The 14,926-nt window shown below is 63.1% G+C and carries 12 protein-coding genes; 2 read left to right on the top strand and 10 right to left on the bottom strand.

Annotated elements, in window-relative coordinates; genetic code table 11:
• Positions 1–14 precede the first annotated feature (14 nt).
• The 10 genes from pyc to ABMA59_RS13275 all read right to left on the bottom strand — a co-directional run bounded on the left by pyc (position 15) and on the right by ABMA59_RS13275 (position 12,966).
• Positions 15–3,476, bottom strand: a complete 3,462-nt coding sequence (gene pyc / locus ABMA59_RS13320; protein WP_349005838.1) for a pyruvate carboxylase — start codon at positions 3,474–3,476, stop codon at positions 15–17.
• 175 nt (positions 3,477–3,651) lie between these two features.
• Positions 3,652–4,767, bottom strand: coding sequence for a branched-chain amino acid ABC transporter substrate-binding protein (locus tag ABMA59_RS13315; RefSeq protein WP_349005837.1), 1,116 nt, complete (start codon positions 4,765–4,767; stop codon positions 3,652–3,654).
• Between the two features lie 136 nt (positions 4,768–4,903).
• Positions 4,904–5,251, bottom strand: a complete 348-nt coding sequence (locus tag ABMA59_RS13310) for a DUF6867 family protein (protein ID WP_349005836.1) — start codon at positions 5,249–5,251, stop codon at positions 4,904–4,906.
• Positions 5,252–5,270: 19 nt separating this feature from the next.
• On the bottom strand, positions 5,271–5,999 hold the full coding sequence (locus ABMA59_RS13305) for an ABC transporter ATP-binding protein (protein ID WP_349005835.1): 729 nt from the start codon (positions 5,997–5,999) through the stop codon (positions 5,271–5,273).
• On the bottom strand, positions 5,999–7,078 hold the full coding sequence (locus ABMA59_RS13300; RefSeq protein ID WP_349005834.1) for an ABC transporter ATP-binding protein: 1,080 nt from the start codon (positions 7,076–7,078) through the stop codon (positions 5,999–6,001). Before ABMA59_RS13300 ends, ABMA59_RS13305 begins: the two co-directional genes overlap by 1 nt.
• Entirely contained in the window at positions 7,078–8,496 is a 1,419-nt protein-coding gene (gene livM / locus ABMA59_RS13295) for a high-affinity branched-chain amino acid ABC transporter permease LivM (protein ID WP_349005833.1), read from the bottom strand. Before livM ends, ABMA59_RS13300 begins: the two co-directional genes overlap by 1 nt.
• Positions 8,497–8,499: 3 nt before the next feature.
• Complete coding sequence (locus ABMA59_RS13290; protein WP_349005832.1) at positions 8,500–9,402, bottom strand: branched-chain amino acid ABC transporter permease; 903 nt, start codon at positions 9,400–9,402, stop codon at positions 8,500–8,502.
• Positions 9,403–9,732: 330 nt separating this feature from the next.
• Positions 9,733–10,734, bottom strand: a complete 1,002-nt coding sequence (locus ABMA59_RS13285) for a 4-hydroxyproline epimerase (protein WP_349005831.1) — start codon at positions 10,732–10,734, stop codon at positions 9,733–9,735.
• A gap of 12 nt (positions 10,735–10,746) precedes the next feature.
• On the bottom strand, positions 10,747–12,015 hold the full coding sequence (locus tag ABMA59_RS13280) for an NAD(P)/FAD-dependent oxidoreductase (RefSeq protein WP_349005830.1): 1,269 nt from the start codon (positions 12,013–12,015) through the stop codon (positions 10,747–10,749).
• A gap of 39 nt (positions 12,016–12,054) precedes the next feature.
• Entirely contained in the window at positions 12,055–12,966 is a 912-nt protein-coding gene (locus ABMA59_RS13275; protein ID WP_349005829.1) for a dihydrodipicolinate synthase family protein, read from the bottom strand.
• 115 nt (positions 12,967–13,081) lie between these two features.
• Here ABMA59_RS13275 and ABMA59_RS13270 point away from each other — a divergent pair, with 115 nt between their 5' ends.
• The gene (locus ABMA59_RS13270; protein ID WP_349005866.1) at positions 13,082–13,726 is read left to right on the top strand and encodes a GntR family transcriptional regulator; all 645 of its coding nucleotides are present in this window, start codon (positions 13,082–13,084) and stop codon (positions 13,724–13,726) included.
• A gap of 475 nt (positions 13,727–14,201) precedes the next feature.
• The gene (locus ABMA59_RS13265) at positions 14,202–14,813 is read left to right on the top strand and encodes a LysE family translocator (RefSeq protein WP_349005828.1); all 612 of its coding nucleotides are present in this window, start codon (positions 14,202–14,204) and stop codon (positions 14,811–14,813) included.
• Positions 14,814–14,926 lie beyond the last annotated feature (113 nt).

Genomic DNA, 14,926 nt, shown 5'->3' with positions numbered 1-14,926 from the left:
CGCTCCCTTTCGGCCTACGCCGCGTAAACGACCAGCAGGTCCTTGGCGTCGATCTGGTCGCCGGTCTTCACCAGCACTTCGGCGATGGTGCCGTCACGCTCGGCGTGCATGGCCGTTTCCATCTTCATGGCTTCGATGGACAGCAACACGTCGCCCGCCTTCACGGCTTGGCCTGCAGCGACTGCGAGCGTCGAGATGACGCCTGGCATCGGCGCGCCGACATGCGCGTCGTTGCCCGGCTCGGCCTTGCGGCGCGCCTTGCCGTTGGACGCGCCATGCGCCCGGTCGGGCACCTTGGCGCGGCGAGGCTGGCCGTTGATCTCGAAGAAGACGGTGACCATGCCCTTTTCGTTGACGTCGCCGATGGCGAGGCAGCGGATGACCAGCGTCTTGCCCTTCTCGATGTCGACGAAAATCTCGTCCTCGGCCTTCATGCCGTAGAAATAGACCGGCGTCGGCAGCACGCTGACCGGTCCGTAGACGTCCTGCGCGGCGGCAAAATCCGAAAACACTTTTGGATACATCAGCCAGGAGGCGAATTCCTGCTCCGTCAGCTTGCGGCCGAGTTTTTCCTCGATCTCCTTGCGGCTCTTCGTCAGGTCGGCGGGTTTGAGAAGCGAGCCGGGACGCACGGTGATCGGCTTGTCACCCTTGAGCGCCTTCTTCTGGAGCTTTTCGGGCCAGCCGCCGGGCGACTGGCCAAGATCGCCGCGCAGCATTGAGACGACCGAGTCGGGGAAGGCGATATCCTTGGCCGGGTTCTCGACGTCGGCGACGGTCAGATCCTGGCTGACCATCATCAGCGCCATGTCGCCCACCACCTTGGAGGACGGCGTCACCTTGACGATGTCGCCGAACATCAGGTTGACGTCATGATAGGCCTGCGCGACCTCGTGCCAGCGGGTTTCCAGCCCGAGCGAGCGCGCCTGTTCCTTCAAATTGGTGAACTGGCCGCCCGGCATCTCGTGCAGATAGACTTCGGAGGCCGGCCCCTTCAAATCGCTTTCGAAGGCGGCGTACTGGTTGCGCACGGCCTCCCAGTAAAAGGATATGCGGCGGATCCATTCCGTGTCCAGGCCGGAGTCGCGCTCGGAACCGTTCAACGCCTCGACGATCGAGCCGAGGCAGGGCTGCGAGGTGTTGCCGGAGAACGAATCCATCGCCGCGTCGACCGCGTCGGCGCCGCTGTCGATCGCCGCCAGCACGGTCGCCGCCGAAAGGCCGGAGGTGTCGTGCGTGTGGAAATGGATCGGCAGATCCGTTTCCTCACGCAGCGCCTTGAACAGGACGCGTGCCGCGGCGGGCTTTAGCAGGCCGGCCATGTCCTTGACCGCCAGAATATGCGCGCCGGCCCTTTCCAGTTCCTTGGCCAGGCCGACATAATAGTTGAGACTGTATTTTGCGCGGGCCGGATCGGCGATGTCGCCGGTGTAGCACATGGCCGCTTCGCACAGCTTTCCCTCGGCGCCGACCGCGTCCATGGAAACGCGCATGTTCTCGACCCAGTTCAGGCAGTCAAAGACGCGGAACAGGTCGACGCCGCCCTCGGCGGCCTGCTTGACGAAATGCTGGACGACATTGTCGGGGTAGTTTGTATAGCCGACGCCGTTGGCGCCGCGCAGCAGCATCTGCAGGAGCAGGTTGGGCGCGGCCTCGCGCACCAGCGAGAGGCGCTCCCACGGATCCTCGGTGAGGAAGCGCATGGCGACGTCGAAGGTCGCGCCGCCCCAGCACTCCAGCGACAAGAGCTGTGGCAGAGCGCGGGCATAGGTGCCGGCGATGCCTGCGATGTCGTAGGTGCGCATGCGGGTGGCAAGCAACGACTGGTGGCCGTCGCGCATGGTGGTGTCGGTGACGAGCACCTGCTTCTGCGCCCGCATCCAGGCGGCAAATTTTTCCGGGCCGAGTGCATCCAGCTTCTGCTTCGTGCCGTCGACGATCGGTCTGTCGAGGTAGGGCACTTCGGGCGCCGCGGCGTCAGCCTTGGGCATGGGGCGGCCGCGCGTCTCGGGATGGCCGTTGACCGTGACGTCGGCCAGATAGTTTAGCAGCTTGGTCGCGCGGTCCTGCCGCTTCACCTGCGCGAACAGTTCCGGCGTCGTGTCGATGAAGCGCGTCGTGTAGGAATTGTCGCGGAAGGACGGGTGGTTGATGATCGCTTCGAGGAAGGTGAGGTTGGTCGCCACGCCGCGGATACGGAACTCACGCAGCGCCCGGTTCATGCGGGCAATGCCCTCCTCCGGCGTCGGCGCCCAGGCGGTCACCTTTTCCAGCAGCGGATCGTAGTAGCGGGTGATGACGGCGCCGGAATAGGCGGTGCCGCCGTCCAGCCGGATGCCGAATCCCGTCGCGCCACGATAGGCTGTGATGCGGCCGTAGTCCGGAATGAAATTCTGCTCGGGATCTTCCGTGGTGATGCGGCACTGCATCGCATGGCCGTTCAGGCGGATGTCCCTCTGCGCCGGAACGCCGGATTCCGGCGTGCCGATGGCGAACCCGTCGAGGATGTGGATCTGCGCCTTGACGATGTCGATACCGGTCACCTGCTCGGTGACGGTGTGCTCGACCTGGATGCGCGGGTTGACCTCGATGAAATAGAATTTCCCGGTGTCGGCGTCCTGCAGGAATTCGACCGTGCCTGCGCCGATATAGGCCGTATCCTTGGCGAGCTTGAGCGCATAACCGCACAATTCCTCGCGCAGCGTCTGGCTGAGATAGGGGGCCGGGGCGCGCTCTACGACCTTCTGGTTGCGGCGCTGGATCGAGCAGTCGCGCTCGAACAGGTGCACGGCGTTGCCGTGCGTGTCGCCCAGCACCTGCACCTCGACGTGGCGGGCGCGCTCTATCAGCTTTTCGAGATAGACCTCGTCCTTGCCGAAGGCGGCTTTCGCTTCGCGCTTGCCTTCGGTGACTTCGCGCAGAAGATCCGTCTCAGAGCGGATCGCGCGCATGCCGCGCCCGCCGCCGCCCCAGGACGCCTTGAGCATGACGGGATAGCCGATTTCCGCCGCCAGCTTCTTGATCGCCTCCGGATCGTCCGGCAGGGGGTCAGTCGCCGGCACAACGGGAACGCCGACCTCGATCGCGAGGTTGCGGGCGGCGACCTTGTTGCCCAGCCGGCGCATGGTTTCCGGCTTCGGGCCGATGAAGGTTATGCCGGCCTCCGCGCAGGCCTCGGCGAATTCCGGGCTTTCCGACAACAGGCCGTAGCCGGGATGGATGGCGTCGGCACCGGAAAGCTTTGCAACGCGGATCACTTCCTCGATCGACAGATAACTCTCGATCGGACCGAGGTCACGCGCCAGATGCGGGCCGCGCCCGACTTGGTAGCTCTCGTCGGCCTTGAAGCGGTGCAGCGAATATTTATCCTCCTCCGCCCAGATCGCCACCGTTTTAAGGCCAAGTTCATTGGCCGCGCGGAAGACGCGGATGGCGATTTCTGACCGGTTGGCGACGAGGATCTTGGTGATCGGCAAAAACGCGCTCCGACTGCCTGGGGATGGCGGGAAGTTCATGAATAGCGCGAAAATGGTGCAGTGCAACCAAAATCAGCAGGGCGCGGAGCGCGACTTAAGAATAGGCAGCCGCCGAACGAAAAAGTGCCCGGCGCTTGCGCGCCGGGCATCGGTATTCCGTCAAGCGACGGTCAGATCACTCAGGGACGTAGGTATACTTGCCGTCGTCGCCCTTCTTCCAGACATACATAATGTAGCCCGGAAGCTTGGGATCGCCCTTCTCGTCGAAGGACATCTCGCCGAGCACGGTCGGGAACGGAGCGGAGGCCTTCAGAGCCTTGGCAACTTCCTGCGTGTCGAGCGAGTTGGCGGCCTTGGCGCCGGCAACCAGCGACTGCACGGCGGCATAGGAGTAGAGCGTGTAGGCTTCCGGCTCGAAGCCAGCGGCGCGGAACTTCTCGACCAGTTCCTTGTTCGCCGGGTTGAGGCGCGGATCGGGGCCGAAGGTGTTCAGCGTACCGGCAACGGCGTCGCCAGCGATGGAGGCCAGTTCGTTCGACACGATGCCATCGCCCGAAACCAGCGTGGCCTTCAGGCCCTGGTCCGCCGCCTGGCGGATGATCAGACCGGCTTCCGTATGCAGGCCGCCCCAATAGATGATGGTAACGCCGGCTTCCTTCATCTTGGCGATGAGGGCCGAGAAGTCCTTGTCGCCGACATTGACGCCTTCGTACATGACTTCGTTGACGCCGGCGGCGTTCATCGCCTTCTTGGTTTCGTCAGCGAGGCCCTGGCCGTACGGGGTCTTGTCGTGGATGACCGCGATCTTGGCGTCCTTGAATTTGGCAGCCAGATAGGCGCCGGCAATGCCGCCCTGCTGGTCGTCGCGTCCGCAAGTGCGGAACACGTTCCACAGGCCGCGCTCGGTGAAGACCGGGTTGGTGGCGGCAGGCGTGATCTCGAGGATGCCGTTCTCGGCATAGACTTCCGAGGCCGGGATCGAGACGCCGGAGTTGAAGTGGCCGACCACGAACTTGACGCCATCGGCGACGAACTTGTTGGCGACCGAGATGCCCTGCTTCGGATCGGAGACGTCGTCGCCGACGACGATCGTGATCTTCTCGCCGTTCATGCCGCCGGCGGCATTGATGTCCGCAGCAGCCTGCTCGGCGCCCTTCTGGAGCTGAGCTCCGAAGGCGGCGTTCGGGCCGGTGATCGGGCCGGCGACGCCGATGACAACGTCCGCCCAGGCGCTGCCGCCGAACGCCATCAGGGCGGTCAGTGCAACTGCGGACAGAAGTGATTTCTTCATTTAAACGCTCCCATTACGGAGTGGGCGAGGATGATGCCTTCATGCGATGCCCACCCTTATCGCAGAAAGGCCAGTTTGCCGATTTTCAGGCACTTGTCACGCCGTTTCGTCCTAGCTCCGGCGCGAATGGTCAACGTCAGCCCTTGGCTTTCCAGCCGAGCGCCGAGGTCTTTTCGTAGAGCCAATGATATTGGGTTATCATCTGGTTCGTACGGGTGATGCGATAGCCGAGCAGGCCCAGCACCAGCAGGATGATCGTATCGACGATGTAATATTGAGCCGTGAACATAGTGCCGTCGAACAGAGCATGATGGATGAACCGCACCGCTATGCCGAGCAGCAGCAGATAGACGACAAGGGCGCTGACCGGCCGCCAGGTCTGCGCGCAGGCGCGGCCCGTCATCCACGCCGCCCAGCCGCCGAGCAAGCAGGTGACGAAGAAGAACTGCCAGATGGAGGCTTCCTCGTAGAGAATTCCGTGCATCGCCAAAATCTCCAAAATCTCAGTGACGGCCGCCTTCGAGATAGGCGGCGCGCACCTCCGGATCGGCGAGAAGTTCCTTGCCCGTGCCGCTCATGGTAACGTTGCCGTTGACCATGACGTAGCCGCGGGTGGCCAGCTTCAGCGCGCCGAACGCATTCTGCTCGACGAGGAACACAGTCAGGCCCTGCGACCGGTTGAGTTCCCTGATGGCGTCGAAGATCTGCTTGACGATGAGCGGCGCCAGGCCGAGCGAAGGTTCATCGAGCAAGAGCAGCTTCGGCCGCGCCATCAGTGCGCGGCCGATCGACAGCATCTGCTGCTCGCCGCCCGACAGCGTGCCGCCACGCTGGGTGATGCGCTCCTTGAGGCGAGGGAAGAGGGTAAAGACCTTCTCCGCGTCCTCGTCGAAATGCTTCAGCTTGTCGAGGTTCGCGCCCATCTGGAGGTTTTCCAGGACGGTCATGCGCGGGAATATCCGTCGCCCCTCGGGTGACTGCGCGATGCGCAGCCGGGCGATCTCGTGCGTCGGCATATTGGTGATGTCGGTGCCGGCGAAGGTGATCTTGCCGGCGCGGGCGCGCGGACTGCCGAAGATCGTCATCATCAGCGTGGACTTGCCGGCGCCATTGGCCCCGATCAGGGCGACGATCTCGCCTTCGTTGACGGCAACGTCTATGCCGTTCAGGGCGCGGATGTTTCCGTAGTAGGTTTCCACACCGCGGACGTCGAGCAGAGGCTGCGCGGCCATTACTTGTCACCCCCACGCTTGGCGTCGCCTGGTTTGGCGGCCTTGTGGCGCGCCTCCAGTTCGTCGATCTGCCGCGCCTTCGATGCCGACGGCGAAACGGTGATGCGTTCGCCATAGTCGTCGCTGTGGGCAATGGTGTCAGAAACAGAACCGGCCATCATGGAGGACGAGTCGGCTGGGCCATGGGCGCGGTCGGGTTCGGCGTCAAGCTGTTCGATCACCTGGTCGTCGCCGACCTCGGACAACACATCGGTCACCTCTTCGTCGTCGACACCGAGATAAGCTGCGATGACACGCGGATCGCTCTTCACGAAGGTCGGATCGCCGTCGGAAATCTTGCGGCCGTACTCCAGCACGACAACATGGTCGGAAATCTGCATGACCACCGACATGTCGTGCTCGATGAGCAGGATCGACGTGCCCGTGTTGTCCTTGATGTCGTTGAGCAAGGTGTTGAGCGCCAGCGATTCACGAGGATTGAGGCCGGCGGCCGGCTCGTCGAGGCAAAGCAGTTCCGGCCCGGTGCACATGGCGCGGGCGATTTCCAGGCGGCGTTGCGCGCCATAGGGCAGGTCGCCGGCCGGATCGTCCGCGCGATCCACCAGTTCCGCCTTCTCGAGCCAGTATTTGGCAAGGTCGACGGCTTCGGAAGCTGCCTTGCGATAGCCGCCAATGCCGAGCAGGCCCATGACTGTGTAGCCGGAGGCCTTCATCAGCTTGTTGTGCTGGGCGACCAGCAGGTTCTCGAGCAAGGTCATGCCGGAGAACAGGCGGATGTTCTGAAAGGTGCGCGCCACCTTGGCGTAGGCCGGGATCTCGTGGTTGGGAAGCCGTTCCAGGAGATAGGCCGAACCGTCTCGGCGGGTGAGCGTGATCATGCCCTCGGTCGGCTTGTAGAAACCGGTGATGCAGTTGAACACCGTGGTCTTGCCGGCGCCGTTCGGGCCGATCAGCGCGGTGATCTCGCCACGCCTGGCCTCGAAGGAGAGGTCGCCGATGGCGACCAGTCCGCCGAACTTCATCGACAGGTGGTCGACCTTGAGGATCGGAGTATCGGACATCGCAGTCGCCGCGCTCATCAACCGTGACCTTCCTTGGTGAAGGAGGCCGATACGGCCCGTCTCTCGCGCAGGAACGCGGTGGGTTCGCGGCTGCCGACGAAGCCGCGCGGCTTCCACAGCATCACGATGACCATGGCCATGCCGAACAGCAGCATTCGGTAGAGTTCCGGTGTGAAGTCCTGACCGAAGACCTGCTTGAGGAATTGCAATTCACGCAGGATCTCGGTGCCCCCGATCATCGCCAGCGCCGCGAAGGCGATGCCGACCAGCGAGCCCATGCCGCCCAGCACGACGATGGCGAGGATGATCGCCGATTCGATGAAGACGAAGGATTCGGGGCTGACGAAACCCTGGCGGGCGGCGAAGAACGAGCCGGCGAAACCTGCGAACATGGCGCCGGTGGCGAAGGCGGTCAGCTTGGTCGTCGTCGTGTTGATGCCCAGCGACCGGCAGGCGATCTCGTCCTCGCGCATGGCCTCCCAGGCCCGGCCGACCGGCATGCGGCGCAGCCGGATCGTCACATAGGCGGTGAGCAGGCAGAGCAGCAGGATGAGATAGTAGAGGAAAATCTTGTAATAGACGCTGGATGTCGGCAGGTCGAAGACCTTTGCGATGTAGTTCGGGTTGGATACGTTGAAGGTGAACCAGCCGAAGAACTCGACCTTGGGAATGCCGGAAATGCCGGCCGAACCGTTGGTGACTTCACGCCAGTTGATCAGCACTAGCCGGATGATCTCTCCGAAAGCGAGTGTCACGATGGCGAGATAATCGCCGCGCAGGCGCAGCACCGGGAAACCAAGGATCACGCCCCAGAAGGCAGCCATGAGGCCGGCCGCCGGCAGCAGGATCCAGAAGGCCATCCAGGCATATCCGGGAGGCAGAACCGCGTAGAGATAAGTACCGATCAGCGCATAGGCATAGGCGCCAACGGCGTAGAAGGCGACGTAGCCGAGATCGAGCAGGCCGGCGAGGCCGACGACGATGTTCAGGCCCCACGCCAGCATCACGTAGATCAGGATCTGGATGCCGAAATTGTCGATCCATTTCAGCGAGCCCTGCAGACCGCTGAGCGAGATGGCGATGACCGGGAAAAGAAACAGCAGCGCGACGGCGATCTGCTGGAAGTGCCTGCCGAAAAAGCCCGGCTCGGCCGCTACGGCAGGCGCGGCCGCTTTTGCGGCTTTTCGGCTGGCGAGCGCCGGAAGAGCGTAGGCGACATAGAGAAAGCGAACGGCCATCACGATGATGACGACGGTTGCCAACAGACCCCAGCGCTGGACGAGGACGAGTTCGTTGCTGATGTTCTGGTCGGTCTTCAGCCCGATGAACAGCACGAACAGGCCGAAGGCGATGAGGCCGGCGTAAAACGCTTCCTTGAGACCCTGCTGGATCGGGCTGACAGCCACGGCCGGGGCAGAGGTGGTGATCGCTGCCATGGCTCAGACCTTTTCGACTTCAGGCCGGCCGAGAATGCCGGAGGGCAGGAAGATCAGCACGATGGCAAGGATCGAGAAGGCGGCGACGTCCTTGTAGTCGATCGAGAAATAGGCCGACCACATGCTCTCGATGAAGCCGATCATCAGCCCGCCGAGCACCGCGCCGGGCAGCGAACCGATGCCGCCGAGCACCGCCGCGGTGAAGGCCTTAACGCCGGGCACGAAGCCGTCGGAGAAGGCGACGACGCCGTAATACATCAGGAACAGAGTGCCGGCGACCGCGGCGAGCGAAGCGCCCATGATGAAGGTGATCGAGATGGTGCGGTCGACGTCGATGCCGAGCAGCGCCGCCATCTTGCGGTCCTGCTCGCAGGCGCGCTGGGCGCGGCCGAGCGATGTCTTGTTGACGAGATACCAGAACAGCGCGAGCAGCAGGACGGTGACGATGACGATGATGATCTGCTTCAGCGAGATCGAGATGCCTCCAACATCGTAGACCTTGCTGACCATCGGCGGGATCGGCTTGTTGCGCGGACCCTGCGTGACCTGCACGAAGTTGGACAGCGCGATCGACATGCCGATGGCGGTGATCAGCGGGGCGAGCCGGAACGAGCCGCGCAGCGGCCGGTAGGCCACTTTCTCGATGGTCCAGTTGTAGAGGCTGGTCAGCAGCATCGCCACGATCATCATGATCAGCAGGGCGACGACCACCGGTATCGAGTAGAATATGGCGCCGAGGATGAGGAAGACGATCAGGGCGGTGAAGGCCCCGAGCATGAAGATATCGCCATGGGCGAAGTTGATCATGCCGATGATGCCGTAGACCATCGTATAGCCGATCGCGATCAGCCCATAGATGGACCCCAGCGTCAGCCCGTTCACAAGCTGCTGGATAAAATATTCCATATGTCTGCGGCTCCCCTGGAATGTCGCCCGTGCGGACGCATTCCTTTTGTTATTCCCCTAGTCGTACGGCTTCGAGCCCGGAATGCAATGCCATTCTTGCTTGGCCGCACTCGAATTCAGGCACCCCCCCGCGACGCCCATTTCTTGTGCCGGCTCACTGGACTAGCGCGGACCGTATCATTGGCACAACGCAATGTCCTTGATGAATCGGCTGTTTTCAACAGTTGAACCGGAAGAAACCCTCGCTTCAAGTCCAATTCTTCGTGATTCGTTGCAAAATATCCGGCGCCACCTCCGCTGGCCCAAAAGCTTGTCGAAGCTTCCCAAACGTCACTTCACGACGAAACCGTGGGCAAATGGATCGCGGTCGTCGATGGTGATGGTGTTCAGACCGGTCTGCCGCGCCCAGCCGCCTATGGACGGGATTATTGCGGGCTTGCCGGCCACGTCGACTTCGTTCTCGACGCGGCCGTGAAACAGCGAGCCGATGATCGATTCGTGCACGAAATCATCCCCGACCTTGAGTTTTCCCTTGGCGTGAAGCTGTGCCATGCGTGACGACGTTCCGGTGCCGCAGGGCGAGCGGTCGATCGCCTTATCGCCGTAGAACACGGCATTGCGGGCATGCGATTCGGGCCGTGTCGGCGCGCCGGTCCACAGCATGTGGGAGAGTCGGTTGATGCCGGGATTTTCCGGATGCACGAAGGAATACTTCTCATTCAGCCGCTGCCGCACCACCGGGCTCCAGGCGATCAGTTCGCCGGCTGAATAGTCCGCCATGTCGCGAAAATTCTCCTGCGGCTCGACGATCGCGTAGAAATTGCCGCCGTAGGCGACGTCGACGACGATTTCGCCAAGCACCGGACAGTCGACGGTCAGACCCTCTGCATAGAGGAAGGACGGCACGTTGGTGATGCGGACCTCTTCTACATACTGCCCCTCCTGCCGGTATTCGGCGATCACCAGTCCGGCTGGCGTGTCGAGACGCAGCACGCCCGGCATCTTCGGCCGGATCAGCCCGTGCTCGATCGCCATGGTGACCGTGCCGATGGTGCCGTGGCCGCACATCGGCAGGCAGCCGGAGGTCTCGATGAACAGGATGGCGATGTCGCAATCCGGCCTCGTCGGCGGATAGAGGATCGAGCCGGACATCATGTCGTGGCCGCGCGGTTCGAACATCAGGCCGGTGCGGATCCAGTCGTATTCGGCGAGGAAATGGGCGCGGCGTTCCATCATGGTCGAGCCGTCGAGCAGCGGCCCTCCCCCGGCGACGAGGCGGACCGGATTGCCGCAGGTGTGTCCGTCGATGCAGAAGAAGGAATGTCGCGCCATGGCGCCGATGCCTCAGAAGCGTTGTGCAGAGAAAGGTTCGATATTGATGGAAGGAGTCTGGCCCAGAACCAGATCGCGGATCAAGCGGCCTGTGGCGGCCGCCTGGGTTAGGCCAAGATGACCGTGGCCGAAGGCGTAGAAGATGTCCGGTGAAGATTTGGCCGTGCCGATGACGGGAAGCGAGTCGGGCAGGGACGGGCGAAAACCCATCCATTCGCGGCCGCCTTCGGCTTTCAGGCCGGGCAGGAATTGCTTCGCCTTTTCCAACATGGCTTTTGAGCGGGCGTAGTTGGGCGGACTCTTCAGGCCGGCAAATTCGACCGCGCCGCCAATTCGGACGCCCGTGCTCAGCGGTGACACGACAAAGCCGTGGCCGACGAAGGTAAGCTGCCGCTTCAGGTCGAAAGCACCGGGTGGCAGGGTGGTGTTGTAGCCGCGCTCGGTTTCCAGCGGCACCTTGTCGCGAAGGTTTGCGGCCAGCAGATGTGACCATGCCCCGGCAGCGATGACCAGGGTGCCCGCGCCGAACCAGCGTCCGTCCACGCTGTTCAGCCCGGCCCCGGTCTGCCCCTGCACGGTTCGCGTTTCGCCGATCGATGCGATTTCCGCTTGCTCGAACCGTGCACCCTTTCGCTCGGCGTAGGCCCAGATCGCCTTGCCGAAGAGTTTCGGGTCGGCCACCTGCTTCCAGGTCGGCTGGAAGGTGCCGCGGGTGAAGCGCGGCGACAGGCCAGGCTGAAGTTCGGCAAGCCGCGCCCCCGCGACATGCTCGAAGGGGATGCCGAGTTTCTCGCGAGCGACCCACCCCGGCATCGAGTCGCGGAATTCGGCCTCGCCCTCGTAAAGGTCGATCGCGCCATTGTGGCTGATCATGTCCGAAGCGCCAGCCCGGTCGGCCAGCCCGGCCCATTCGCTTTCGGCCAACCGCATGAGGCTTGCCTGCGCATTCAGGCTCGCCTCGAAGCGTCGCGGATCGCCCGCTTTGAGGAAGCGCCAGAGCCAGGGCGCGAGCCGCGGCAAGTAGGCCGGCGGGATGGTGAGCGGCCCAAGCGGATCCATCAGCCAGCGTGGCAGCTTTCTCAGCATGCCCTTATGCGCCAGCGGCAGCGGGTCCGAGAAGGCGAGAGCGGCTGCATTGCCCGAACTCGTCTCCTCGCAGATGCCGGTGCGGTCGATCACCGTGACGGAGCGTCCGGCTTCCACAAGATATGCGGCCGCGCATATTCCGACGATGCCGGCGCCGACGATGATGATGTCGTCTGGCTCTGTCTGTGTCGTCATTTTCGATACGGGCACGACGCCGGACGCATCACGATATTCCTAAGCCGCCTTCGCAAACGCCAGTTTCGATAGGTCCGGCCGGACCGCCAGCGTGTCCTTGACGATCTTCTCGACCGCCGCGCGGCGCTCGCCGGACAGCGGCTGTCGGGGCATGCGCACGCGGTCGTTGGTGCCGATGGCGAACACTTCCGCCAGCTTGATGTTCTGCACGAGATAGCTCGACACGTCGAGGTCGAGCAGTGGGCGGAACCAGCGATAGATCGCCAGCGCTTCCTCGCGGCGGCCCTGCTTCATCAACTGGTAGATGGCGACCGTCTCCTTCGGGAAGGCGGTTACAAGGCCCGCGACCCAGCCGATGCAGCCGACCGACAGCGCCTCGAAGGCAAGGTTGTCGACGCCGGTGAACAGCTCAAAGCGATCGCCGAAGCGATTGATGATGTCGGTGGAGCGGCGGATGTCGTCCGACGATTCCTTGATGGCGACGAAAAGCGGATCGGAGGCGAGTTCCTCCATCACGTCGACGGTGACGTCGACTCGGTAGGCGATGCGGTTGGAGTAGATCATCACCGGAAGACCGCCAGCGGTTGCGACGGCCTTGAGGGTGGCGACCGTCTCCTCCGGATTGGTGTGGTAGATCGGGCTCGGCACGACCATCAGCCCGTCCGCGCCGGCCGCTGCCGCGCGCTTGGCGATTGCCGCGCCGTCGCGCGTCGCAGCCTCGTTGACGGTGAGCAGGACCGGCCTTCCGGCGGCGACCTTCTGCGCGGTCTTCAGCACGTCGATTTTCTCGTCATGCGACAGCATCGGGCCCTCGCCGAGCGAACCGGCGACGATGATGCCGTCGCATCCGGCCTCGATCTGGAGAGCGAAACAACGCTCCATTTCCTTGAAATCCAACTTATCGTCCTGCGTGAACTTGGTCGTCACAGCCGGGAAGACACCGCTCCACATGATTGCTCTCCTTCAGATATATTACTGATATATCTCATCGCATGCGGGAGTGTCAACACTGAATCCGATGTGATATATCAAAAGAATATCAACCTCGGAGTTTTACTTGGACCGCTTGGATATCAGAGCCGAATCGGCGAGCAGCCGTGCCTACCGCGCGCTTGAAAAGGCGATCGTCACCCTTGATCTCGCGCCGGGAAGCATCACCACCGAGGGGGCGCTGACCGACCGGCTGGGCTTCGGCCGCACGCCATTGCGCGAGGCGATCCAGCGGCTGGCCTGGGAGGGCCTGTTGGAAATCCGCCCGCGTGCCGGGCTGGCCATCGCGCCGCTTCACGCCGGCGACTGGTTGAGAGTCCTCGACGCCCGCACCGGCATCGAGATCGTGCTGGCGCGTTCGGCAGCGCGCTTCGCCACGCCCGAGGCGGGGGTCCTGTTCGAGCAGGCCGCGCAGGCCATGCACCGCGCCGTGCTGGTGTCCGATGTGGTCGCCTTCCTGGAGGCCGACAAGGCCCTCGACGAAGCGATGGCGGTCGCCGCGGACAACCCCTTCGCCGCGCGGCTCGCCGGGCCGCTGCAGACGCACTCGCGCCGCTTCTGGTTCCGCTACCAGCGCGAGACCGGGCTGGCGGAATCCGCCGGCCGCCATGTCGAACTGATTCAGAAAATTCTCGACCGTGACGAGGCCGGCGCGGCCGCCGAGGCCGAGCGGCTGATGATTCTGCTGCGCGGGCATGCCGAGGCGGCGGTGAGGCGGTGACGGGAGCAGCGTTCATCGCCATTCAGATACGAAGCGGTCTGTCGATATGTCTAATTGGACAAGGATAGGTGACGACGACTATGCGCCCTTCGGAAAGCGAAGGATCACGTTTCCTATCTCTGGGACCGTATATTTTGTCGTTGTCGACGAGATCGACCAAGGGAAAATTCTGGTCACTTACGGCGCTACGACCAGACCCTGGAATATTTTTTACAAGGAAGCAGATGGGGGAGTGTTTCGCCTTTCAGGTATGACAGCGGGACAAGGTGATCCTCATTGGAGCGAGGAAGGGTTAGGCCACTGGTTCGAGCTAACTCTTACCGAGCGCTCGACGCTGCGTTACTGGGGTAATCGCGTAATATTGCACGAAGACGTGGAAGCTGTGACTCCAAGCCAATCCGCTACCCAAAATCTGCGCTCTGGAAAAAGCCGCCAAGCCGTCCCATAGTGTGGACTTTGACGAGGGACCGTCGCGATGGAACTCTCTTCCCTGCTGATCTTTGCGGCCACACTTCTGGTCGCCGCCGGCTCGCCCGGCCCCAGCATCGCCGCATTGGTCGCTCGCGTCATTTCGAAGGGATTTCGCGACGTCTTCCCATTCCTGCTCGCCATGTGGATTGGCGAAGCGATCTGGCTGACGCTCGCCGTGTTCGGATTGGCCTTCGTCGCCCAGACCTTCCATCTCGCCTTCGTGGTCGTGAAATGGCTGGGCGTCGCCTATCTGGCCTACCTGGCCTGGAAGATGTGGACGGCGCCGGTGAAGACAGATGGCGGCCACCTGCCAAAGGAGGACGCGCCCCTGAAACTGTTCTTCGCGGGCATGGCCGTCACGCTCGGCAATCCGAAGATCATGATGTTCTATCTGGCGCTGCTGCCGACCATCATCGATCTCGCCTCGGTAACGCTGCTCGGCTGGGCCGAACTGACGGTCACGATGGCGCTGGTGCTGATCGCCATCGACCTCGCCTGGGTGGTCGCGGCGGCGCAGGCGCGCCGCTTGCTGAAAAGCGCCAGGGCGATGCGCATCGCCAACCGCGTCAGCGCCACCACCATGGCCGGCGCGGCGGCGGCAATAGCCACGCGCTGAGGCGGATCGTCCCGGCCCGCCTCAGGCACCGTATTCTCATCGGCAAGCGTTCGGTTGCTTCCAGTACCTTCGCGGTGTTGGTCGATGATTTTGCCTGAGATCCTCAGCGGACG

Source organism: Mesorhizobium yinganensis (genome assembly GCF_040081985.1).
In the GTDB taxonomy this organism is placed as follows: domain Bacteria; phylum Pseudomonadota; class Alphaproteobacteria; order Rhizobiales; family Rhizobiaceae; genus Kumtagia; species Kumtagia yinganensis.
This window is presented reverse-complemented; position numbering and strand designations above follow the sequence as displayed.

Bases quoted from the DNA above. Each gene is read 5' to 3' on its own strand.
- ABMA59_RS13315 (WP_349005837.1), bottom strand. From the start codon at position 4,767: ATGAAGAAATCACTTCTGTCCGCAGTTGCACTGACCGCCCTGATGGCG.
- ABMA59_RS13310 (WP_349005836.1), bottom strand. From the start codon at position 5,251: ATGCACGGAATTCTCTACGAGGAAGCCTCCATCTGGCAGTTCTTCTTC.
- ABMA59_RS13305 (WP_349005835.1), bottom strand. From the start codon at position 5,999: ATGGCCGCGCAGCCTCTGCTCGACGTCCGCGGTGTGGAAACCTACTAC.
- ABMA59_RS13300 (WP_349005834.1), bottom strand. From the start codon at position 7,078: ATGAGCGCGGCGACTGCGATGTCCGATACTCCGATCCTCAAGGTCGAC.
- livM (WP_349005833.1), bottom strand. From the start codon at position 8,496: ATGGCAGCGATCACCACCTCTGCCCCGGCCGTGGCTGTCAGCCCGATC.
- ABMA59_RS13290 (WP_349005832.1), bottom strand. From the start codon at position 9,402: ATGGAATATTTTATCCAGCAGCTTGTGAACGGGCTGACGCTGGGGTCC.
- ABMA59_RS13285 (WP_349005831.1), bottom strand. From the start codon at position 10,734: ATGGCGCGACATTCCTTCTTCTGCATCGACGGACACACCTGCGGCAAT.
- ABMA59_RS13280 (WP_349005830.1), bottom strand. From the start codon at position 12,015: ATGACGACACAGACAGAGCCAGACGACATCATCATCGTCGGCGCCGGC.
- ABMA59_RS13275 (WP_349005829.1), bottom strand. From the start codon at position 12,966: ATGTGGAGCGGTGTCTTCCCGGCTGTGACGACCAAGTTCACGCAGGAC.
- ABMA59_RS13265 (WP_349005828.1), top strand. From the start codon at position 14,202: ATGGAACTCTCTTCCCTGCTGATCTTTGCGGCCACACTTCTGGTCGCC.